This is a genomic window from Streptomyces sp. NPDC041068, assembly GCF_040647455.1.
Taxonomy (GTDB): Bacteria; Actinomycetota; Actinomycetes; order Streptomycetales; family Streptomycetaceae; genus Streptomyces.
On sequence record NZ_JBEZCG010000021.1, the window covers coordinates 20,303 to 42,879 of the forward strand.

Consider the following 22,577-nt stretch of genomic DNA (forward strand, 5'->3'; position numbering starts at 1 on the left):
GCCTAGCCGGCGGCTTCGAACTTCTCCATCTCGTCGATGAGGCTCTTGGGACGCATGTCCTTCCAGTTCTCCTCGATGTACTCCAGGCAGGCCTTGCGCGTCTCTTCTCCGAAGACGGTCTTCCACCCGGCGGGAACCTCGGCGAAGGCCGGCCAGAGGGAATGCTGGTTCTCGTCGTTCACGAGAACCAGAAACGTACCGTTTTCGTCGTCGAACGGGTTCGGCATAACCACTCCGATCGTTTTCATCGTGTCACTGGCAGGACTGAATTCACGCTAACGGGGCGCCACTTGACCGACAAGGCCGTCCAGGCGGCGCGTGATGCGGGACGGAATTCACCGAAGCCGTCCCGTGAAGAAGTCGGTGATCGCCGCGTTCACGGCGGCGGGGTTCTCCAGATAGCCGTAGTGGCCGCATCCGGGGATCTCGGCATAGGTGCTGCCGGGAATGCTGTTCGCGACCTCGCGGGACAGGTGCGGGCGCACGACCAGGTCGTCCTGGAATCCGATGACGAGGCACGGCCTCGAGATGCGCCGGTAGGCCGCGAGCCGGTCGGGAATGAGCTGCAGGCCGAGCTGGCCGCGTACGCCGGAGCGGTCGACGGCCGACATCTCGAAGACGGCGAGCCAGTCCCGCAGCCGCTCCTCGTCGTTCAGCGTCCGCGGCGAGAGGTTCTGCAGGGCCTGCACATAGGCCGCGTAGCGGGGCGGCAACTTGCCGTCGGCGTCGCTGAGTTCCATGTCGGCGGCCGTCATGGCCGCGGTCAGGGCGTCGGTGCGGCCCGTGGTCGCCATCAGGACGGCCTGGTGTACGAGGTCGGGGCGGGCCAGGAGCAGTTCCTGGACGGCCATCGCGCCCAGCGAGTAGCCCACGACCCGGCAGGGGCCCTCACCGACGGCCTCGATGAGCCCGGCGACGTCCGCCGCCATGTCGGCGAGGGCGAAGCCGTCGGGGCAGGGGTCGCTCGGCGGGATGCCCCGGTTGTCGAGCGTGATGACGCGGTGGCCCGCCACGGTCAGGGCGGGCACCTGGTGCGTGCGCCACATGCGGCCGGGGGCACCGCTGCCGGTCACCATGACGACCGGCTCCCCGGTGCCGTACTCGTCGTAGCTGAGCTTGATTCCGTTGACCCGGGCGATCGGCATCGCGGTGTCCCCTCAGCCGCGGGCGTACGCCGCGTCGTCGCCCGGCGGGCCCTGGTGTGCGGCGCCGAACCGGCCGACCTTGTCGATGACGTCCTGGCCGTAGATGCGGAGCGCCTGTTGGAGCGCGAACTCCGCCATGTACGCGCGGAAGGCGTCAGGCGGCTCCTCGGCGAGGTTCAGCATCCGCCGGTTGGCGAGCACCGCGTCGCCGTCGAGCCGTGCCAGGCTCCGCTCGACGGCGGCGTCCATCTCCTCGGGCTCCACGACCTCGTCGACGAGCAGCCGGGCGTCGGGCTCACTCGCCCTGATCCTGCGGCCTTCGAGAATGACCTGTCGGGCGATGCGTGGCCCCACGTACCGGGTGAACCGGAAGTTGGCGACGCCGGGGATGATCCCCTCCTTCGCCGCGGGCAGGCTCACGTAGGCGTCGGAGGCGGCGATCACGTGGTCGCAGACCAGCAGGATCTGGGTGCCGCCCCCGATGGCGAAGCCGTCGACGGCGGCGACCCACGGCTTCTCCACGAAGGGGGTGTGCCACTGACCGGGGTGGTCGGTGCGCAGGCCCCTCACGAGCTTGTGGAGGTAGCCGAGTTCGCGGCGGAGCAGGAATCCGACCAGCGGGATGTCGCCCGAGCTGAGGCTCTTGAGGTTGATGCCGGCGCTGAACACGCGCCTGCCGCGGTAGCGGGGGTGGGTCATCTCCCCGCCGCGCAACAGGCCGACGCGTACGGCCGGATCGAGCAGGGCGAGGTCGACGGCGGTCTCCATGTCGTCGACCTGGCGGCTGTCCTCGGCGTTGAGGCAGTCGTCGCGGCACATGGTCAGACGGGCGACGCCGTCACGGTGCCGTTCCAGGCGCACCGACTCCATCTCCACGACGCCGCTGCGGGTGAACTCGTCGAGGAGCGCCAGCGCGCGGGGCGTCGGCCTGAGCATGGCGTCGAGCAGGTGTGCTCCCGCGGCCGGCGAGCGCAGCACGGCCCGCAGGAAGATGCCCTGGTCGATCTCGTGGCCCTCCTTGCCTGCCTGGACCCGGCTCCGTTCGGAGGCGAGCCGGGCGTCGTCGGGCACCAGGCCGGGCAGTTCCCTCGCGGCCGCTTCGAGGAGTTCGTCGATGCGCAGGGCGACGGTGCGGCCCTCGGTCAGCCGGTCGTGGACGGCGTCCGCGTACGTGTCGAGGAATCGCGCCCGCAGCGCGCGGGCCGCGTCCATGGCGGCGGCCAGGTCGGCCTGTTGCCCCGCGGTGCGGGCGACGGGGTCGGGCAGGGCCGCGAGGAGTTCCTCCGCGCGGGCGACGGCGCCCGACTCCGCCGCGAGCCGCGACCAGACGTCTCTGACGTCCTCGTGCGGGGCGCGGACGGGGTGTTCGGGGCGCGTGGGGTGTGCGGGGCGCGCAGGCTGCACGACCGTCGTCACGAGGCCTCCACCTCCTCGGCGGCCGGCGTGCGCAGGGCGCGGTCGCAGGCCGCGAGGTGTGCGCCGAGGGCGTCCTCGAAGCTGGTCGTGGCGGCGTCGAAGAGCAACTGCCGCCGGATCGCGAGCTCGTGGCCCGCGATGCCTTCCGCCAGGGCCGCCGCCTCGGCGAGCGCGGCCGCCGGGTCGTCGGCCACGGTGTCGACGATGCCCAGGGTGCGCGCCTCGGCCGCCGAGATCGGGCGGCCGAACAGCACGGCCGCGCGGACCCGGGCGGCACCGGCGAGTTGGACCAGGCGGTAGCCGGCCATGCCGGGCCAGGTGGCCGTGGCGTCGCGCGCCACGAGGAACCGGGTGTCAGGGGCGGCCACACGCAGGTCGGCGGCCAGGAAGGCGTCGAGCGCGGTCCCTCCGCAGTCGCCGCGAGCCACCGCGACCGTGGCGGTGGGCAGCCGTTCGAAGCGGCGCAGGACGCGCTCCCACTTGGTGACCAGCATGACGTCGAGGCCGCTGGTCCAGTGGCCTGTCGGGGCTCCGGTGACGTGCACGACGGCCGCGCCGCGCTCGTCCCGGTCCTCGGTGTGGTCGCAGAGGGCGGCGACGGCCTTGACCGTCGCGGCCGTCAACGGCTCCGAGCCGTCCAGTTCCAGTGCGTGTTCCATGGACCCTTCCGTCCTCACCATCGGATCAGCGCCGTTTCGATCGTGGAGCCCGGTCCCATGGTCATGAGCACTCCGTACTCGCCGGGCCGGGTGACGCCTTCTTCCAGGAGGCGTTCGTACGAGAACAGGAACGAGCCGCTGGACACGTTCCCGTGGTCGCGCAGCACACCGACGGTGTGCCGTACGTCGTGGCGGGTCAGACCGAGGTTGACCACGACGGCGTCGATGACCTTCTTGCCGCCGGAGTGGACCAGCCAGTGCCGGATGTCGCTCCTGCGCAGTCCGGTTCCCGCGAGCAGTCGGTCGACGACGATCTCGGCGTGCGCGCCCACCACGTAGGGGATCTGCGGGTCGAGGAAGAAGCTGAACCTTCCCTGGTCGCGGTCCCAGTCGTAGCGCATGGCGTCGACGGCGTCGGGGATGACGCAGCTGGCGAACTTCAGGACGGTCGGGCCCTCTTCACGGTGCGGGACGTGCGGGACGTGCGGGACGTGCGCGTGGCGCGAGTGGTGCGGGTCGTGCGCGTGGTGCGGGTCCCGCTCCCGGCCGCGTTCGGGCACCGGCTCCGCGCGGAGCGCGACGGCCGCGGCGCCGTCGCCGAAGAGGCTGTTCACCACGGCGGTGCGCATCGTCGAGTCCACCGCGTACGCGGCCGAGCAGACCTCCACGCAAAGCACCACGGCGAGTTCGCCGGGGTGCGCGGTGGCCCAACCGGACTCCAGGCTCAGGGCGTTGAGGCCCGCGTTGCAGCCCATGCCGACGATGTCGGCCCTGCTGCAGTGCCGGTCGATGCCCAACTCCTTGATCAGCAGGGCACTGATGCCGGGGGTGAGCAGGCCGGTGGAGGTCACGCAGCACAGGTGGCGCAGGTCGGCGAGTTCGGCCCCCGCCTCCTTGAGGCAGGCGCGCAGGGCTTCGGCGCCCATTTCGAGCGCGAGCGCCTTGTGCTTGTCGAGGAGGTCGCCCTGTGACTCGGGGATCCGGACGCCGTCGACGTCCTCGGGCGGCAGCGTGAGGTTGCGCCGTTCGATCGCGCTGTTGAGGAAGACCGAGCGCACCTTGGGGTCGGTGATCCCGAAGGCGTCGAGCACTTCCAGCTGGGAGTAGGAGGTGGGGGTCACGGCCGTGCCCACGCCGAGGATCCGGGGGCGTACGGCTGTCGCGGGGAGCCCCTGCGTCACCAGGAGGCCGGTCTCGTGGATCTCGGGGTCCAGGACGTCGTCCAGGGTCTCGGGCGGTGCGATGTCGATGGTCATCGGAAGGTCCACCCCCACATACGCGGCTTGCTGCGCGGCTGTCGCATGGTCTTGTCGCCGGTCACTGTCCTGCTTCCTTCTCGTGAGTACGGTCGTGGGACCTGTCTGCAGTACGTTCGTGGGACCTGTCTCGTCGGAACGGTCGTGGGACCTGTCGTCGGAACGGTCGTGTGGATCTACGTCCGCGCGCTCTCGGCCTCGATGAACCGCGCGAGCCGCGCGGTGCCCTCCGCGATCTGAGCGGGCGTCAGATAGCTGGTCGACAGGCGGATGCCGTGCAGGCCGCCGCCGCCCGGATAGAAGTACGTCATGGGCGTCCAGATGACGCCGAAGTCCTGCGCCGAGCGGATCAGCGCGGCGTTGTCCGCGCGGAAGGGCACGCGCACGGTCAGGAAGAAGCCGCCCGTGGGTTCGTTCCAGCGCACGCCGAGTGCTTCCCTGCGGGCCCGCGGCAGATGGGTGTCCAGTTCGCGGAGCGTGGCCCCCATGGCATCGCCGTAGTACGTGGCCGCCGCCTGGTTCAGCTCGGAGATCCGGCCGCCCGCCGCGAGCAGCGCGCCCGCGACGGCGGCCTGGCTGAGGGACGAGGTGTTGACCGTCACCATGCTCTTGATCTTGGCGAGTTCGTCCGCGAGGAGGCCGGTGCGGCCGTCGTCGTCCACCACGGGCTGGTCGGCGACGACGAAGCCGAGCCGGGCGCCCGGGAAGACCGTCTTGGAGAAGGACCCCAGGTGGACGACCGTGTGCGCGCGGTCCTGCGACTTCAGCGTCGGCAGCGGAGGGCCGGGGCTGACGAGGCGGTAGGGACTGTCCTCCAGGACGAGGATGCCGTGGCGGGCGGCGAGTTCGAGGAGTTCGGCCCGCGCCCGCGGGCCCATGGTGGTCCCGGACGGGTTGGAGTGGTCGGGTACGACGTAGACGGCCCGGGGCCGGCGTCCGCGTGCCTGCTCGGCCCTGATCGCGGCCTCCAGGTCGGCGCAGCAGAGCCCGTCCTCCCGTTCCTCGACTGGTGTCACCGGGACGTCCAGGAGGCGGGCCGCGCCGGTGATCCCGACGTAGCAGGGGCTGGAGACCAACAGGACGTCGTCTGGTCCCGTGATCAGCGCGCGCAGCACCAGGAGCATGGCCTCCTGCGCGCCGACGGTCACCACGATGGACTCGGCGGGCACGTCGATGTTCTCGTCGGCGCGCAGCGAGTCGGCGATGATCTCGCGGATCTGGCCCGCGGTGGGTCCGTACTGGTACATGGCGGTGCGGATGTCCTGCGGCGAACTCCCTTGCTCGGCAAGGTGGTCGAGGTACCGGCGCAGGTGGGTGAAGATCTGCTCGCTGTCGAAGAAGCCGTCGTACGGGCGTCCCGGCGCGAAGGAGATGGCCTCCGGGTAGCGGTAGGTGATCTCGTTGAGGAACGTCATGGTGTCCAGGACGGGGGCGCCGACGCTGGCGTGCAGTTCGGCCTTGCGCAGCGGCTGCGCGGCCTTCGTCGGCGGCGGGTCCGCGGGGCGCGGTCCGGTGCGGATCAGCTCGGGGCCGATGTCCGCGACGGTGCGGGTCCCGGTGAACGCCATCGCCTCGGCGAACTCCCGGACCAGACCGCCCAGTGCCTCCGCCACTCCCGCGCGGCCGCCGGCCCGCAGTCCGTCGAGGACCGGGCGTCCGGCGAACGCCGCGTCGGCGCCCGCGGCGAGGGAGACGAGGACGTCCGCGCCGCGGCGCACGCCGCCGCTCAGCAGGACGGGGCAGCGTCCGGCCACGGACGCCGCGATCTCGGGGAGCGCGTCGAAGCCGGTGACGACGAGCCCGTCGGCGCCGCTCTCCACGGCACGCAGTGCCTCGGCCGGGGTGCGGACGCCCGCGACCAGGAGCGGCAGCGAGGAGGCCGTGCGCAGCCGGGCGACGTCGTCCCAGCCGGCGTGCTCGGCGAGCAGTGACCGCACGTCGGCGAGCGGCCCTTGTGTGCCGAGGTTGGCGGGGGCCGCGACCCGCCTGAGGCGGACGTCGTCGCGGCCGCCGAGGGCGAGGAGCAGCGCGCCGAACCCGGCGTCCTCGGCCTGTCCGGCCAGGCGCCGGGCCGTCTCCGGGTCGTGGAAGGCGTACGTACGCAGCCACAGCGGCAGGTCGGCGGCCGAGGAGAGCTCGGCGAAGGGCCGCTCGGCGAAGGCGCTGACGACGGCCGGGAGTCCGGCCGCCCCCGCGGCCTGGACGACGGCCAACTCACCGCCGGGCCGTGCCGGGGCGTCGAGCGGGCCGACGACCAACGGCGCCGACCAGCTGCGGTCCAGGATCTTCACGGCGGTCTCGGGCGGCCCGGGATTCCCACTCCCCGGTCCGCCCTGCCGCAGCCCCGTGCGGTCGAACGCCTCGCGGCCCGCGACCGAGGAGCGCGCTTCGGCCGCGGGACGATCCTCGGCCGTCGCGCGCTCCCCGGCCTCCGCGCCCCCGTCGGTCGAAGGTGAATTGGCAGGAACGGAATCCGTGTTCTTGTGGCCGTCGCGTGCAAACCGCGCGGGGCCGTCGGCGATCTGTCCCGCCATGAATATTTCCCCCAGGCGTCCGGAAGTTATCGGGAATGTGGCACCAGGCGCTCAGACTCACATGAATCCCGACAGTCCAACAACGTCGTCCAACCGTCCGAATCGCACACTTGGACAAGTGCGGACGGGTCCGATCACGGAACCGGGATCGGCGGCTTTTCCCACCTTTTCCACGTGTCCCGTAAACCACTCGCCGGTCAGGCGGATCCGACCGGCAGCACCACACCCTCACCCTCGCCCCGCTCGGGCCGCTCGACCCGCTCGGCCCGCCCCGCACGCTCGCGCACCGCGTCCCAGCCCGCCGCCCCGAGTTCGGCCGCCATCCGGTCGGCGACGGTCGGCGGCACGGTGAACAGTACGGTCAGTCCGCCTCCCGCCCCACCCGCGTCGACGGCCGCGTCCTCCCCCACGACGCCGAGTTCCGCGACGTCGGCCAGGAGCCGCGCCAGTTCACCGGGCCGATCCGTGAGAGCCACCCGCACCCGGGGGTCGCCGGGCGCGGCGCGGTGACCGGTGCCCGGGATGCCCGCCACCCCCGAGACGCCCCGGTCGAGCAGGTCCACCAGCGTCCGCATGCCGTGGTCCCGGTCGCCTCCGCCGGGCCGCGCGAGCGCGTCGAGGGCGGGGACGAGGCGGGAGAGATCCATGTGCAGGTCCTTCAGGACGCCCGCGATGGCCTCGGCGTTGGACCGCACGATGTCGCCCCAGAGCCGTGAGTCGCCCCCGGCGGTCCTGGTGGCGTCGCGCAGGCCCTGACCTGCGACGCGGGACAGCTCGGCGGGCCCCTCGCGCAGCCGGGCCGCCATCAGGCTGGCCATCAGGTGCGGTACGTGGGAGGTCACGGCCAGCGCCGCGTCGTGGTCCTGACTGCGCATCACGACCGGCACGGCCTCGCACAGGGCGACCAGTTCCAGGGCCCGGTTGAAGGCCTCGTCCGAGGTCAGCCGGGAGGGGGTGAGCACCCAGTTGCGGCCCTGGAACAGCTCGGCGCGCGCCGCAAGCGGACCGGAGCGCTCCCGTCCGGCCAGGGGGTGCCCGCCGATGTAGCTCGCGGGGTCGGGGGCGCGGCTCAGGGCAGCCCGCTCCGGTTCGGCCTTCACGCTCGCCACGTCGGTGTAGCTGCGGGCGAGGCCGCGCGCCTGCAACTCCCCGAGGACGGCGCCCACGTCGCTCGGCGGGACGGCGATCACCGCCAGGTCGACCGGCTCGGCGGGGGCCCGCGCGCGTCCGGCGCCGAGCGCGGCGGCGGTGCGGGCGACCGCGGGGTCGCGGTCGGAGAGGAACACGGTCACGCCCCGCCGGCTCGCGGCGAGCGCGACCGAGGTGCCGATCAGCCCGGTGCCGACGACGGCCATGGTGCGCATCACAAGTCATCACCCGTTCAAAAGGCCGTCGAAGGCCGGGGAGTATTAACCGAAAGGCCAGCCGAGTTTATGCATCCGGCACCGCGACCCACCAGGTTCGCTGTTTCGATTCGCTTTCCTTGACAGCGCCGTCCATATTCCTCGTTGGCCAGACCCGAGATCTGGCTCGTAGAGTCCACATCGCTCATTTCTCTCCGGATCTGGAGACATTCATGAGGGATTTATCAAAGGCAGCGGATCCACTCGCGGATCTGTCGATCGACTACGTCGAGATGTACGTCGAAGACCTGGACGCCGCGGCGGCCTCCTGGGTCGACAGGTACGCCTTCACGGTGGCGGGCACCAGCGAATCCGCGGAGTCCCGCGGCATCGCGCTCCGCCACGGCAGGATCACGCTCGTCCTCACCCAGGCGACCTCGGAGCAGCATCCCGGGTCGGCGTACGTCCTCGACCACGGCGACGGCGTCGCCGACATCGCCCTGCGCACCGCCGACGCCGACGCGGCCTACCACGCGGCGCTCTCGCGCGGCGCCCTGGCCCACCGGAGCCCCGAACGGCACACGGACGGCGGCCCGGCCGTCACCGCCGCGGTCCGCGGGTTCGGTGACACCGTCCACACGCTCGTCCAGCGTGACCCCGGCGAGGGCCTCGGGCTCCCCGCCGGGTACACACCCGTGCCGTACGACGGCGAACCGGCCGACGACGTAGGCCTGTTGGAGCTCGACCACGTCGCGGTGTGCCTGAACGCGGGCGACCTCGGCCCGATGGTCGACTACTACCGCGACGCCCTCGGTTTCCGGGACATCTTCGAGGAGCGCATCGTCGTCGGGACCCAGGCCATGGAGTCGACGGCCGTGCAGAGCCGATCGGGCACCGTGACGCTCACGCTCATCGAGCCCGACACCTCGGCCGCCTCCGGGCAGGTCGACGAGTTCCTGAAGGACCATCACGGTCCCGGCGTCCAGCACCTGGCGTTCTCCGCGCGCGACGCGGTGCGGTCGGTGCGGGCCCTGTCGGAGCGCGGCGTCACCTTCCTGCGCACGCCGTCGTCGTACTACGACCTGCTCGGCGCCCGGGTCGAGCTGAGCGAGGAGCGCCTCGACGACCTGCGGGCGACGAACGTGCTCGCCGCCGAGGACCACGACGGCCAGCTCTTCCAGATCTTCACCGCCTCGTCCCACCCGCGGGGCACGCTGTTCTTCGAGATCATCGAACGCCAGGGCGCGGCGACCTTCGGCAGCGCCAACATCAAGGCCCTCTACGAGGCCGTGGAGCTGGAGCGCACGAGGCAGCGTGGATTCCATCAGCGCTGACGTGGGGGCGGTGGCGGTGGCCGGGAGCACGGCCCCCGCCGACGACGTCCGGGGTCCGGCCCATGGTGTCCGGTCCCTCGCCGACGTCCGCTGCGTGGCCGACGCCGAGCGCGCCGCCGCCGCTCTCCTGCCCGCCGACGTACGGGACTTCGTGGCGGGCGGCAGCGGGGCCGAGACGACGCTCGCCGCCAACCGCGCCGCCCTGGACCGGGTCTTCCTCGTGCCGCGCGTGCTCCGTGACGTGTCGGCGTGCGCGACCGGGACGACGCTCCTCGGACGGCCCGTCCGCATGCCGCTGGCGGTCGCGCCCGTCGCGTACCAGCGTCTGGTGCACCCCGAGGGAGAACTGGCCGCCGCTCGGGCGGCGCGGGCGGCGGGCGTGCCGTTCACCGCGAGCACGCTCAGCAGCGTCCCGATCGAGCGGATCGTCCGGGCCGGAGGGACGGTCTGGTTCCAGCTGTACTGGTTGCGCGAGGCCGGGCGCTCCCTCGACCTGGTCCGCCGGGCCGAGGACGCGGGCGCGGAGGCGGTCGTCCTGACGGTCGACGTCCCGTGGATGGGGCGCCGCCTGCGGGACGTGCGCAACCGGTTCGCGCTGCCGGACCACGTGCGGGCGGCGCATCTGGCCGAAGGCCCCTCGGCGGCGCACCGGGCACCGGCGGACGCGGCCTCCGCGCTCGCCGTCCACACCGAGGCGGCGTTCTCCCCGGCCCTGACGTGGTCGTCGGTGGCGGCGCTGCGGGAGCGGACGCGGCTTCCGCTGGTCCTCAAGGGCGTCCTCGCAGCCGAGGACGCGGTGCGCGCCGCCGAGTGCGGGGTCGACGCCGTGGTGGTCTCCAACCACGGGGGCCGCCAGCTGGACGGAGCGGTTCCGAGCGTCGACGCGCTGCCCGCGGTGGTGTCGGCCCTGGCAGGCCGGTGCGAGGTGCTGCTCGACAGCGGCATCCGCAGCGGCACGGACGTCCTCAGGGCGCTGGCGCTCGGCGTGTCCGGCGTCCTGGTCGGGCGGCCTCCGCTGTGGGGGCTTGCCCTGGGTGGCGAGGCCGGTGCCCGGCGGGTCCTCGACCTGTTCGCCGAGGAGTTCCGTGACGCGCTGGGCCTCGCGGGCTGCGCGGACGTGGCGTCGGCGAAGGAACTGCGGACGGTGCGCCACGCCGCGGTCCCGCAACCGGGGTGCACGAGTGCCGCCGCCGGGGGTGTGTGAGGGGCCTGCGACACCGGGTGCCCCTCCCCCCGGGTCGCGCGCGGGGCCGCGGCCTAGAATCGTGGGGTTTGTCCCCGAGCCGCGTACGGAGCCCCGCCCATGCACAGCCCCCACGACCCGTTCGTACGCGTCCGGGGTGCCCGTGAGCACAACCTCCAGGGCGTCGACGTGGACATCCCCCGCGACGTCCTCGCGGTGTTCACGGGCGTCTCCGGCTCCGGCAAGTCCTCGCTCGCCTTCGGGACGATCTACGCCGAGGCCCAGCGGCGCTACTTCGAGTCCGTCGCCCCGTACTCCCGACGTCTGATCCATCAGGTGGGCGCGCCGAAGGTCGGCGAGATCACCGGCCTTCCGCCCGCGGTCTCGCTCCAGCAGCGCCGCTCGGCCCCCACCTCGCGCTCCTCCGTCGGCACGGTCACCACCCTCTCCAACTCCCTGCGGATGCTCTTCTCGCGCGCGGGCAGCTACCCGGAGGGCGCCGAGCGGCTCGATTCCGACGCCTTCTCGCCGAACACGGCGGCCGGCGCCTGCCCCGAGTGCCACGGCCTCGGCCGCGTCCACCGCACCACCGAGGACCTCCTGGTGCCCGACCCGTCTCTCTCCATCCGCGAGGGCGCGATCGCCGCGTGGCCGGGTGCCTGGCAGGGCAAGAACCTCCGCGACGTCCTGGACACCCTCGGATACGACGTCGACCGCCCCTGGCGCGAGCTCGCGCTGCGGGACCGCGACTGGATCCTCTTCACGGACGAGCAGCCGGTGGTGACCGTGCACCCGGTGCGCGACGCCGGGCGCATCCAACGCCCTTACCAGGGCACGTACATGAGCGCCCGGCGCTATGTGATGAAGACGTTCTCGGACTCCAAGAGCCAGACGCTGCGCGCCAAGGCCGAGCGGTTCCTGGAGAGCGCGCCGTGCCCGGCGTGCGGCGGGAGCAGGCTGCGCCCGGAGGCGATGGCGGTCACGTTCGCGGGGCGCACGATCGCCGAACTCGCCGCGCTGCCGCTGTCCGAGCTCGCCGACGCCCTTGCAGCAGAAGCGAGTTCACCCGGTGCGACCGGTGCATCGGAGACCGCCCGCGTCCTGACCGAGGACCTGCTCGCCCGCATCGCGACCGTCACCGAGCTCGGCCTCGGCTATCTCAGCCCGGACCGCGCCACGCCCACGCTCTCCGCGGGCGAACTGCAGCGCCTGCGCCTCGCGACACAGCTGCGTTCGGGGCTCTTCGGCGTGGTGTACGTCCTGGACGAGCCGTCGGCAGGGCTCCACCCGGCGGACACCGAGGCCCTGTTGACGGTCCTGGACCGGCTCAAGGCGGCGGGCAACTCCGTGTTCGTCGTGGAGCACCACCTCGACGTCATGCGGCACGCGGACTGGCTGGTCGACGTCGGCCCGCAGGCGGGCGAGCACGGCGGACGGGTGCTGCACAGCGGCCCGGTGGCGGAGCTCGCGGGGGCCCGCGACTCGGCGACGGCCCGTTTCCTCTTCGGCCAGGACCCCACTGGCGTACGCGAACTACGCACTCCCCAGGGCTGGTTGAAGGTCGGCCCGGTCACCCGGCACAACCTGCGCGAGGTGACGGCGGAGCTCCCGCTCGGCGCGTTCACCGCGGTCACGGGCGTCTCGGGCTCGGGCAAGTCCACGCTCGTCGGCGAGATCACCGAGGACCTCGCGGGGGTCGGGCGTCTGGTGCGCGTCGACCAGAAGCCGATCGGACGCACCCCCCGCTCCAACCTCGCCACCTACACCGGCCTCTTCGACGTCGTCCGCAAGGTCTTCGCCGCCACGGACACGGCGAAGGAGCGCGGCTACGGCGTCGGCCGCTTCTCCTTCAACGTGGCGGGCGGCCGCTGCGAGACCTGCCAGGGCGAGGGCTTCGTCAGCGTCGAGCTGCTCTTCCTGCCGAGCACCTACGCGCCCTGCCCGTCCTGCGCGGGCGCGCGCTACAACCCCGAGACGCTCGAAGTGACGTACCACGGAAGGAACATCGCGGAGGTGCTCGACCTGACCGTCGAGGCCGCGGCGGACTTCTTCGCCGACACCCCGTCCGTCGTACGCAGCCTGCGCACGCTGCTCGACGTCGGCCTCGGCTATCTGCGGCTCGGCCAGCCGGCCACGGAGCTGTCGGGCGGCGAGGCCCAGCGCATCAAACTGGCCGGCGAGTTGCAGCGCGTCCGGCGGGGCCACACCCTCTACCTCCTGGACGAGCCGACGACGGGCCTGCACCCGGCGGACGTCGAGGTCCTCACACACCGCCTGCACGAACTCGTCGACGCCGGCAACTCGGTGGTCGTCGTCGAGCACGACATGGCGGTGGTCGCGGGTGCCGACTGGGTGGTCGACCTCGGCCCCGGCGGCGGCGACGAGGGCGGGCTGATCGTGGCGGCCGGCACCCCCTCTGACGTGGCACGGGCCGAGGGCAGCCGCACCGCGCCGTATCTGGCGCGGGCGCGCGGCGAGGACGAAGGACAGGGCTGAGACCGCGGGCGACCGACGGGGCCGAAACACCGCCTTGTGGCGACCGGCGGGCTCGGCCGATCCTGACGCGACACGAGTTGCCAACTCGTGTCGCACGCCGAGCGGTACGCCCAGATGTACGCCGAGTCGTACGCCCAGGTGCATACGCCGACCCGCGAGGGAGGCCCCGCATGGCAACACGGCAGGACGTGGCCCGGCTCGCGGGCACCTCGCCCTCGGTCGTCAGCTACGTGGTGAACAACGGACCGCGGTCCGTGGCACCGGCCACCAGGGAGCGGGTCCTCGCGGCCGTCCGGGCGCTCGACTACCGCCCCAACGGGGTCGCCAGGTCGCTGCGCATGCGCCACACGATGACGCTCGGCCTGGTCGTGCCGGACGCGGCGAACCCGTTCTTCGCCGAGCTGGCCCGCGCCCTGGAGGACCACGCCTGGGCGGCGGGCTACACCCTGCTCGTGGGCAACAGCGTGGACGACGCCGGGCGCGAGGCCGGCTATCTGCGGACGTTCCTGGACCGGCGGGTCGACGGGCTCGTCCTGATCCCCTCGCGGGGCGACCGGCCCTGGCGCGCCGAACTGGCCCGCTCCGGCGTGGCCCGTCTGGTCCTTGACCGCGAACTGGACGGCGTGGCCGCCTCGCACGTCCTGGCCGACAACCTCGGGGGCGCCCGGGATGCGACGCTGCATCTGCTCGCCCACGGCCGGCGCCGTATCGGGTGCGTCGCGGGCCCCGAGGGCATCCACCCGACCGTGGACCGTGTCGCGGGCTGGCGATCCGCTCTGGCGGAGGCGGGCCTGGCGGCAGGCACGGGCGCGGACGGCGGCGGGAACGGAGCCGCCGCGCCGCTCCTGCACGGCTCGTTCGACCGGCTCGACGGCTACCGCTCGGGCCTCGCCCTGCTGTCAAGGGACCACAGGGTGGACGCCCTGTTCGTCACCTGCGACACACAGGCGGCAGGTGTCATACGCGCGGCGAGCGAACTCGGCATCCGGGTCCCCGACGACCTCGCCCTTGTCGCGTTCGACGGAATCGCGGCGGCAGCGTACACGACTCCGGCGCTGTCCACGATGCGCCAGCCGTTCGAGGAGCTCGGCCGTACCGCGGTGCGCCGGCTGCTCGCGCACATCAGGGATCCGGACCTCGCCCCCACCCGCGACGCCCTGCCGGTGACCCTGCTCGCCCGGGGCTCGTGCGGCTGCCCGGATCCCGCGGGCGGCGTCCCGGCGCCCTGACGGCGTCCGGCATCCCGACAGCCACCGACCATCCCCCACCACTGGAAGGCAGTCACGCGATGAAGCACCGCACCACCGCTCTCACCCTCGCCTGTGCCCTCGGTGCCGCGACGGCCCTGACCGCCTGCGGCCAGGAGGGCGAAGGGTCGGCCGCCGACGAGCCCGGCGACGGCGGGCGCCCCACCGTGTGCCTGGTGATGAAGTCGCTGGGGAACGAGTACTTCCAGGTCATGGAGAAGGGCGCGAAGGCCCACGCGAAGAAGCGGGACGACCTCGACCTGAAGACCAGCGGCATCCAGAACGAGACGGACATCGACGGCCAGGTCGCGGCGATCAACCGCTGCGTCACCGACCGCGTCGACGCCCTCGTGATCGCGCCCGCCGACTCCCGCGCCCTTGTCGCGCCCCTCCAACGGGCCGAGAAGCAGGGTCTGAAGGTCATCAACATCGACGTGAAGCTCGACGACGGCGCCCTGAAGGCCGCCGGCATGAAGGTCCCCTTCGTCGGCCCTGACAACGAACAAGGCGCCCGCCTCTCGGGCGAGGTGCTGGCCGAGGAGCTCGGCAAGGGAGCCGAGGTCGCCCTCCTGGAAGGCAGCCCCGGTGCCGACAACGCCCGCCGGCGCACCGCCGGATTCCGCGCGGCGGCCGAGGCGGGCGGTCTGAAGGTGGTTTCGTCCAAGACCGCGCACTGGGAGACGGACGAGGCGTACAACGTCCTCGGCAACATCCTCACCGCGCACCCGGACATCAAGGGCGTGCTCGCCTCCAACGACTCGATGGCGCTGGGCGCGTTGAAGGCCATCGACGCCAAGAAGGCCGCCGCCTCCGTGAAGATCGCCTCGTTCGACAACATCGAGGCCATCCGCCCGTACGTGAAGAAGGGCCGGGTCGTGGCGACGGTCGACCAGTACGCGGCGAAGCAGGCGGCCGACGGCATCGACCAGGCGATGAAGGCGATCGAGGGCGACGAGCCCACGGGCTGGGTGAAGACCGACGTGAAGGTCGTCACCGCCGACGATCTGGGCTGACGGCGGGTGCGTGGCATGGACGTACACGCGGCCGTACGCACGAAGGACCTCCGCGACGGGGAGCCCGTCCTGGAGGTCGCGGACGTCTCCAAGGCGTTCCCCGGGGTGGTCGCCCTCGACGGCGTACGCCTGGATCTGGTCCCGGGCGAGGTGCACGCCCTCGTCGGCGAGAACGGCGCGGGCAAGTCGACCCTGGTGAAGATCCTCGCCGGCACGCAGCCGCCGGACAGCGGCACGATGCGGCTCGGCGGCGCGCCGTACGCGCCGGGCGATGCGGCGGCGGCGATGCGGGCGGGCGTGCAGGTGGTGCACCAGGAGTTCCACCTGGTGCCGCATCTCTCCGTCGCCGAGAACCTCTTCCTGCGGCGTCTGCCGCGCCGCCACGGCTTCGTGGACCGGCGCGCCCTGCACCGCCTCGCCCGGGAACTGCTCTCCGAAGTCGGCCTGGAGGTGCGGCCGCAGACCAAGGTGGAGCGGCTCGGCATCGCGCAGATGCAGCTCCTGGAGATCGCGCGGACGCTGCACCAGGAGTGCCGGGTCCTGGTGATGGACGAGCCGACGGCAACGCTCACCCCACGCGAGACCCGGCGCCTCTTCGCACTGCTGCGGTCCCTCACCGAGCGCGGCACGGCGGTCCTGTACATCTCCCACCACCTGGAGGAGATCTTCGAACTCGCCGACCGGATGACGGTGCTGCGCAACGGCCGTCACGTGGTGACCAAGGACGTCGCGGGCACGGACACCGCCGAGGTGATCCGGCTGATGGTCGGCCGCGACCTGGTGCGGGAGTACCCGCCGTACGTGCCGCGCACGCCGGGAGCGGAGCTGCTGCGCGTGCGCGGCCTCACGCCGCGCGGCGGCGCCCCCGTCTCGTTCGCGCTGCGCGCCGGTGAAGTGGTGGGCGTGGCGGGCCTGGTGGGTTCGGGGCGCACGGAGACCGTGCGGGCGCTGTTCGGCGCGGATCGCGCGGTCGGCGGGCAGGTCCTGGTGAAGGGCAGGCCGGTGCGGATCAGGGGCCCGCGCGATGCCGTGCGGCACGGCATCAGTCTGCTGACGGAGGACCGCAAGGGGCAGGGCCTCGTCCTCGACCTGTCTCTTTCGGCGAACGTGACGCTCGCCGCCATGGCACGCGTCTCGCGTGCGGGGCTGCTGCGGCGCGGCGCGGAGGACCGCATCGCGCGCGAGACGGTGGAGCGGCTGCGGGTGCGAACTCCCGGGGTGCGTAGGGCCGTTCGTACGCTGTCGGGCGGCAACCAGCAGAAGGTGGTCCTCGGCAGATGGCTCCTCGCGGGTGCCGACGTCCTGGTGGTGGACGAGCCGACGCGCGGCATCGACGTGGGCGCGCGGTACGAGATCCACCAGCAGCTCGTCGACCTCGCGGCGGACGGCAGGGCGCTGCTGATCGTCTCCTCCGACCTGCCGGAGCTGATGGGCATCTGCGACCGCCTGCTCGTCTTCTCGCGCGGCAGCGTGGCGGGCGAGGTGGCCCGCGCCGACTTCGACAGCTCGCGCATCCTCGCGCTGGCGTACTCCGGCTGTACGAACGGCTCCGCCGACGGCTCGACCGGCGGCCACGGCAGCGGATTCACCGACGATCCCTCCGCCGGCACGACGAAGGGTGCCCGCGCATGACCTCCGCTCCGCCCGCTCCCCCGCGCCCACTCGAAGACCGCTCCACGGTCGGCTCGCTCGCCCGCCAGGCGATGGGCGAGGCGGGCACCGGGGTCGCCCTGCTCGCCCTGGTGGCCGTCTTCACGCTGGCCGCGCCGAAGTTCGCGACCACCGGCAACCTCACCAACATCGCCACCGAGATCACCCTGAACACGATGCTCGCGGTGGGCCTGACCTTCGTCATCCTGGTCGGCGGCATCGACCTGTCGGTCGGCTCGGTGATGGCGCTCTCGGCGGTGGTCGCGGGCGACGCCCTCACCGACAAGGACCTCTCGGTGGGCACGGCGGTCACGCTGGCCGTCCTGGTGGCCGTTGCCGTCGGCATGGCCTGCGGCCTGGTCAACGGCTTCGTGTCGGAGCGCTGGCGCGTCCCCTCCTTCATCGTCACGCTCGGCATGCTCAACATCGCCCGGGGCGCCGCCCTCGACTACACGGACGCCAAGACACAGTACGACTTCCCGCAGGGCTTCAGCCGCTTCGGCACCTCGACGCTGCTCGGCGTCCCGGCGCTCTTCTGGATCGCCCTCGCCATGGTCGCGGCCGGCCATCTCGTGCTGACGCGGACGGTGTTCGGCCGCCTGGTCTTCGCGATCGGCTCGAACGAGGAGGCGGTGCGCCTGTCCGGGCACCGCACCTCGGTGGTGAAGGTCGCGGTCTTCGTCATCGCGGGGTTCTGCGTCGGCATCGCCGCGATCACCTATATGGCGCGCCTGAACATCGCCTCGCCGATCCTCGGCGGCGGCTATGAACTGAGCGCCATCGCGGCCGTCGTGATCGGCGGGGCGTCGCTGTCCGGCGGCAAGGGCTCGATGATCGGCACCCTCCTCGGCGCATGCCTGCTCGGCGTGCTCACCAACGGCCTTCTCCTGATGGGCGTCTCGGACTTCCAGCGGCAGATGATCACCGGTGGCGTGATCATGGTCGCGGTGGTGGTGGACCACTACCGCGACCGTCTCGCGGCCCGGCTCGGCTGATCACGCGTTCCGATAGGCGTCGCGCAGCCGGGACTTGGCCAGCTTGCCCGTGGGCGTGCGCGGCAGGCGCTCGGCGAAGTCGACGCTGCGCGGGGCCTTGTAGTGGGCCATGCGCTCCCGCGCGAACGCGACGAGCTCACGCTCCAGTTCGGGTCCCGGCGTGATGCCGGGCTCGACCTGGACGACCGCCTTGACCGCCTCGCCCATCTCGGTGTCCGGCACCCCGACGACCGCCACGTCGGCGACGGCGGGGTGCAGCACGAGGACGTCCTCGGCCTCCTGCGGATAGACGTTCACGCCACCCGAGATGATCATGAAGGCCTTGCGGTCGGTGAGGAAGAGGTAGCCGTCCTCGTCGACGTGGCCGATGTCGCCCGTGGTGGTCCAGTTGGGGTGCTCGGGGTGCTGGGCCTCGCGGGTGCGGGCCTCGTCGCCGTGGTAGCGGAAGGGCGTCTCGTCGCGCTCGAAGTAGACGGTGCCGGTCTCGCCGGGCGGCAGGACGCGGCCCTCCTCGTCGCAGATCCGCAGGTTCCCCAGGAAACCGTCGCGCCCGACGGAACCCGGCTTGCGCAGCCACTCCTCGGGCGAGATGAACGTGATGCCGTTGCCCTCCGTCGAGGAGTAGTACTCGTACAGGACGGGCCCCCACCAGTCCATCATCCGCCGCTTGACCTCGACGGGGCAGGGCGCGGCGGCATGGATGGCGATCTTCATCGACGAGGTGTCGTAGCGCTCGCGCACCTCGGCGGGCAGCTTCAGCATGCGCACGAACATCGTCGGCACCCACTGACTGTGCGTCACCCGATGCCGCTCGACGGCCGCGAGCGCCGCTTCGGCGTCGAAGGAGTCCATCAGGACGACGGTGCCGCCGAGCGCGGTCACGACGCCGCAGAAGCGCAGGGGTGCCGCGTGGTAGATCGGCGCGGGGCAGAGGTAGACGGTGTCCTCGCCGAAGCCGTACATGGTCTGGAAGACGACGGTGTACGTCGTGGGCTGCTCGCGCACGTCGCCCTCGGGCAGCGGCGGCTTGACGCCCTTGGGCCTGCCCGTGGTGCCCGAGGAGTAGAGCATGTCGGTGCCGAGCGGCTGCCTGCGCGGCGGCACGGCGGATGCCGCGTCCAGCGCCTTGTCGTACGTGCCGTCGTCGAGGCCGAGTACGTGCGGCGGCCCGCCCACCAACTCCCTCACCCGCTCGCCCAGTTCGGCGAGCGAGCCGGAGACGATCAGTGCGCGGGCCCCGCAGTCACGCACGATGTACGCGGCCTCGTCCTCGCTCAAGTGGTGGTTGACGGCGGTGAGATAGAGGCCGGAGCGCAGGGCGGCCCAGTAGACCTCCAGTGCGCGCGGGTCGTTGTCGCAGAGCAGGGCGAAGTGGTCGCCCCGGCGCAAGCCCGCGGCCCGCAGATGATCCGCGAGCCGCAGGGAGTGGTCTTCGAGTTGTCCGTAGCTGAGGGTCCGTGTGCCATCGGCGGTGACGACGGCCGGCCTGGCAGGGTCGTACGCTCCCGGATACATGCGCCGAAAGGTACGCGCCCCGAAGGGGCGCGGGGAACTGCGCGATCAGCCACAAACAGCCCGCGGGTCCCCTCTGCCCCACGCCGCCCTCAGCGGCTCACCTTCCTGGTGGCCCGCAGCCACTCCTTGTTCATGGCGGCGATGGAGGGAAGGGGAATCCCCTTCGGACAGGCGGTCGCGCACTCGCCGGTGAGCGTGCAGCCTCCGAAGCCCTCCTCGTCCATCTGCGCCACCATGTCGAGGACGCGGGTCTCCCGCTCGGGGGCGCCCTGCGGAAGCACGTTGAGGTGGTTGACCTTGGCGGAGGTGAACAGCATCGCCGAGCCGTTGGGGCAGGCGGCCACGCACGCCCCGCAGCCGATGCACTCCGCGTGCTCGAAGGCGGAGTCGGCGTCCGGCTTGGGCACGGGGGTTGCGTGCGCCTCGGGCGCGGAGCCGGTGTTGGCGCTGATGTAGCCGCCGGACTGGATGATCCGGTCGAAGGCCGAGCGGTCCACCACCAGGTCCTTGACGACCGGGAAGGCGGCGGCGCGCCACGGCTCGATGTCGATCGTGTCGCCGTCCTTGAAGGACCGCATGTGGAGCTGGCAGGTGGTGGTGCGCTCGGGGCCGTGCGCGTCGCCGTTGATGACGAGCGAGCAGGCGCCGCAGATGCCCTCGCGGCAGTCGTGGTCGAAGGCGACGGGGTCCTCGCCCTTGACGATGAGCTCTTCGTTGAGGGTGTCGAGCATCTCCAGGAAGGACATGTCGCAGGAGATGCCGTCCACTTCGTACGTGGACATCGCGCCGTCGGCGTCGGCGTTCTTCTGGCGCCAGACGCGCAGGGTGAGCTTCATGCGTAGCTCCGCTGAGTGGGGTGGACGTACTCGAAGACGAGGTCTTCTTTGTGAAGGACGGGGGCGTCGCCGGTGGCGGTGAACTCCCAGGCGGCCGCGTACGAGAACTCCTCGTCGACGCGGGCGGCCTCGCCCTCGGGGGTCTGGGACTCCTCGCGGAAGTGGCCGCCGCAGGACTCGGCACGGTGCAGGGCGTCGAGGCACATGAGCTCGGCGAGCTCGAGGTAGTCGACGATCCGGTTGGCCTTCTCCAGGGACTGGTTGAACTCCTCGCCGGTGCCCGGCACCTTGATGCAGCGCCAGAACTCCTCGCGGATCTGCGGGATGCGCTCCAGGGCCTTGCGCAGTCCCGTCTCGGTGCGCGCCATGCCGCAGAACTCCCACATGACTTCGCCCAGTTCGCGGTGGAAGGAGTCGGGGGTGCGGTCGCCGTCCACGGACAGCAGGAGGTTGAGGCGGTCCTCGGTCTCGGCGAGGACCTCCTGCACGACGGGGTGTTCGTCGCTCACCTCGTCCTTGTGCGGGTTGCGCGCGAGGTAGTCGTTGATGGTGGACGGCAGCACGAAGTAGCCGTCGGCGAGGCCCTGCATGAGGGCGCTCGCGCCGAGCCGGTTCGCGCCGTGGTCGGAGAAGTTGGCCTCGCCGACCGCGAAGAGCCCGGGGACGGTCGTCTGCAGGTCGTAGTCGACCCAGAGGCCGCCCATCGTGTAGTGCACGGCGGGGTAGATCCGCATCGGCACCTCGTACGGGTTCTCCGCGGTGATCCGCTCGTACATGTCGAAGAGGTTGCCGTACTTCTCCTCGACCTTCTTCTTGCCCATCCGCCGGATGGCGTCCGCGAAGTCGAGGTACACGCCCTGCCCGCCGGGGCCGACGCCGCGGCCCTCGTCGCAGACGTTCTTGGCGGCGCGGGACGCGATGTCGCGCGGGACGAGGTTGCCGAAGGAGGGGTAAATGCGCTCCAGGTAGTAGTCGCGCTCGTCCTCGGGGATCTCGTTGGCCGGGCGGGTGTCGCCCTTGGCCTTGGGCACCCAGATGCGGCCGTCGTTGCGCAGCGACTCGCTCATCAGCGTGAGCTTGGACTGGTGGTCGCCGGTGCGCGGGATGCAGGTGGGGTGGATCTGGGTGAAGCAGGGGTTGGCGAAGTAGGCGCCGCGCCGGTGGGCCCGCCACACGGCCGTGGCGTTGGAGTTCATGGCGTTGGTCGACAGGTAGAAGACGTTGCCGTAGCCGCCGGAGGCGAGGACCACGGCGTCGGCGAAGTACGTGTCGATCCTGCCGGTGATCAGGTCGCGGGCGACGATGCCGCGGGCGCGCCCGTCGACGACGATCACGTCGAGCATCTCCGTACGCGGATGCATCTCCACGTTCCCCGCGGCGATCTGCCGGCTGAGCGCCTGGTAGGCGCCGAGGAGCAGTTGCTGCCCCGTCTGCCCGCGCGCGTAGAAGGTCCTGGACACCTGGACGCCGCCGAAGGAGCGGGTGTCGAGGAGCCCGCCGTACTCACGGGCGAACGGCACGCCCTGCGCGACGCACTGGTCGATGATCTCGACGGAAATCTGCGCGAGGCGGTGCACGTTGGACTCGCGGGCCCGGAAGTCGCCGCCCTTGACGGTGTCGTAGAAGAGCCGGTGGATGGAGTCGCCGTCGTTGCGGTAGTTCTTGGCGGCGTTGATGCCGCCCTGCGCGGCGATGGAGTGGGCGCGGCGCGGCGAGTCCTGGTAGCAGAACTGCACGACGTGGTAGCCCTGTTCGGCGAGCGTGGCCCCGGCGGCTCCGCCCGCCAGACCGGTACCGACGACGATCACAGTGTGCTTGCGGCGGTTGGCCGGGTTGACCAGCTTCGCCTGGAAGCGGCGGTCGTCCCAGCGCTCGGCGATCGGCCCGGTGGGGGCCTTGGTGTCGACGACCGGTTCGCCGGTCGCGTACTCGGCGTATTCACTGGAGTAGTTCAT

The 22,577-nt window shown here is 72.0% G+C and carries 17 protein-coding genes; 7 read left to right on the forward strand and 10 right to left on the reverse strand.

Going from position 1 to position 22,577, the window contains the following annotated elements; genetic code table 11:
• Positions 1-2: 2 nt before the first annotated feature.
• The 7 genes from AB0B50_RS37060 to AB0B50_RS37090 all read right to left on the reverse strand — a co-directional run bounded on the left by AB0B50_RS37060 (position 3) and on the right by AB0B50_RS37090 (position 8,374).
• On the reverse strand, positions 3-227 hold the full coding sequence (locus AB0B50_RS37060; RefSeq protein ID WP_362340401.1) for an MbtH family protein: 225 nt from the start codon (positions 225-227) through the stop codon (positions 3-5).
• Positions 228-335: 108 nt separating this feature from the next.
• Positions 336-1,145, reverse strand: a complete 810-nt coding sequence (locus AB0B50_RS37065) for an alpha/beta hydrolase (protein WP_362340236.1) — start codon at positions 1,143-1,145, stop codon at positions 336-338.
• Positions 1,146-1,157: 12 nt separating this feature from the next.
• Complete coding sequence (gene dpgC, locus AB0B50_RS37070) at positions 1,158-2,561, reverse strand: (3,5-dihydroxyphenyl)acetyl-CoA 1,2-dioxygenase DpgC (RefSeq protein WP_362340237.1); 1,404 nt, start codon at positions 2,559-2,561, stop codon at positions 1,158-1,160.
• Positions 2,558-3,220 carry an enoyl-CoA-hydratase DpgB gene (gene dpgB, locus AB0B50_RS37075; protein ID WP_362340238.1) on the reverse strand — a complete coding sequence of 221 codons (663 nt, stop codon included), beginning with the start codon at positions 3,218-3,220 and terminating at the stop codon, positions 2,558-2,560. The genes dpgC and dpgB overlap by 4 nt, the downstream gene beginning before the upstream one ends.
• A 14-nt stretch (positions 3,221-3,234) precedes the next feature.
• On the reverse strand, positions 3,235-4,476 hold the full coding sequence (dpgA, locus tag AB0B50_RS37080; RefSeq protein ID WP_362340239.1) for a 3,5-dihydroxyphenylacetyl-CoA synthase DpgA: 1,242 nt from the start codon (positions 4,474-4,476) through the stop codon (positions 3,235-3,237).
• A gap of 176 nt (positions 4,477-4,652) precedes the next feature.
• Positions 4,653-7,010 (reverse strand): aminotransferase class I/II-fold pyridoxal phosphate-dependent enzyme, encoded by a 2,358-nt coding sequence (locus AB0B50_RS37085; RefSeq protein ID WP_362340240.1) that lies wholly within the window; start codon positions 7,008-7,010, stop codon positions 4,653-4,655.
• A gap of 197 nt (positions 7,011-7,207) precedes the next feature.
• The gene (locus tag AB0B50_RS37090) at positions 7,208-8,374 is read right to left on the reverse strand and encodes a prephenate dehydrogenase (RefSeq protein WP_362340241.1); all 1,167 of its coding nucleotides are present in this window, start codon (positions 8,372-8,374) and stop codon (positions 7,208-7,210) included.
• Between the two features lie 212 nt (positions 8,375-8,586).
• Here AB0B50_RS37090 and hppD point away from each other — a divergent pair, with 212 nt between their 5' ends.
• From hppD to AB0B50_RS37125, 7 genes are all read left to right on the forward strand, one after another.
• Positions 8,587-9,687, forward strand: coding sequence for a 4-hydroxyphenylpyruvate dioxygenase (gene hppD, locus AB0B50_RS37095; protein WP_362340242.1), 1,101 nt, complete (start codon positions 8,587-8,589; stop codon positions 9,685-9,687).
• Positions 9,688-9,781: 94 nt separating this feature from the next.
• Positions 9,782-10,891: an alpha-hydroxy acid oxidase gene (locus tag AB0B50_RS37100; RefSeq protein WP_362340403.1), complete on the forward strand. Its 1,110-nt coding sequence runs from the start codon at positions 9,782-9,784 to the stop codon at positions 10,889-10,891.
• Positions 10,892-10,990: 99 nt separating this feature from the next.
• A complete protein-coding gene (locus AB0B50_RS37105) occupies positions 10,991-13,366 on the forward strand; it encodes an excinuclease ABC subunit UvrA (protein WP_362340243.1) in 2,376 nt (791 codons plus the stop codon).
• Positions 13,367-13,536: 170 nt separating this feature from the next.
• Positions 13,537-14,595 (forward strand): LacI family DNA-binding transcriptional regulator, encoded by a 1,059-nt coding sequence (locus tag AB0B50_RS37110; protein WP_362340244.1) that lies wholly within the window; start codon positions 13,537-13,539, stop codon positions 14,593-14,595.
• A 59-nt stretch (positions 14,596-14,654) separates the two neighbouring features.
• The gene (locus AB0B50_RS37115) at positions 14,655-15,626 is read left to right on the forward strand and encodes a sugar ABC transporter substrate-binding protein (RefSeq protein WP_362340245.1); all 972 of its coding nucleotides are present in this window, start codon (positions 14,655-14,657) and stop codon (positions 15,624-15,626) included.
• A 15-nt stretch (positions 15,627-15,641) separates the two neighbouring features.
• On the forward strand, positions 15,642-17,258 hold the full coding sequence (locus AB0B50_RS37120) for a sugar ABC transporter ATP-binding protein (protein WP_362340246.1): 1,617 nt from the start codon (positions 15,642-15,644) through the stop codon (positions 17,256-17,258).
• Positions 17,255-18,271 (forward strand): ABC transporter permease, encoded by a 1,017-nt coding sequence (locus tag AB0B50_RS37125; protein WP_362340247.1) that lies wholly within the window; start codon positions 17,255-17,257, stop codon positions 18,269-18,271. The genes AB0B50_RS37120 and AB0B50_RS37125 overlap by 4 nt, the downstream gene beginning before the upstream one ends.
• Here AB0B50_RS37125 and AB0B50_RS37130 read toward each other — a convergent pair whose 3' ends face one another.
• The 3 genes from AB0B50_RS37130 to AB0B50_RS37140 form a co-directional block, all read right to left on the reverse strand.
• Entirely contained in the window at positions 18,272-19,786 is a 1,515-nt protein-coding gene (locus AB0B50_RS37130) for an acyl-CoA synthetase (RefSeq protein WP_362340248.1), read from the reverse strand.
• 89 nt (positions 19,787-19,875) lie between these two features.
• The gene (locus tag AB0B50_RS37135; RefSeq protein ID WP_362340249.1) at positions 19,876-20,622 is read right to left on the reverse strand and encodes a succinate dehydrogenase/fumarate reductase iron-sulfur subunit; all 747 of its coding nucleotides are present in this window, start codon (positions 20,620-20,622) and stop codon (positions 19,876-19,878) included.
• On the reverse strand, positions 20,619-22,577 hold the full coding sequence (locus tag AB0B50_RS37140) for a fumarate reductase/succinate dehydrogenase flavoprotein subunit (protein ID WP_362340250.1): 1,959 nt from the start codon (positions 22,575-22,577) through the stop codon (positions 20,619-20,621). The genes AB0B50_RS37135 and AB0B50_RS37140 overlap by 4 nt, the downstream gene beginning before the upstream one ends.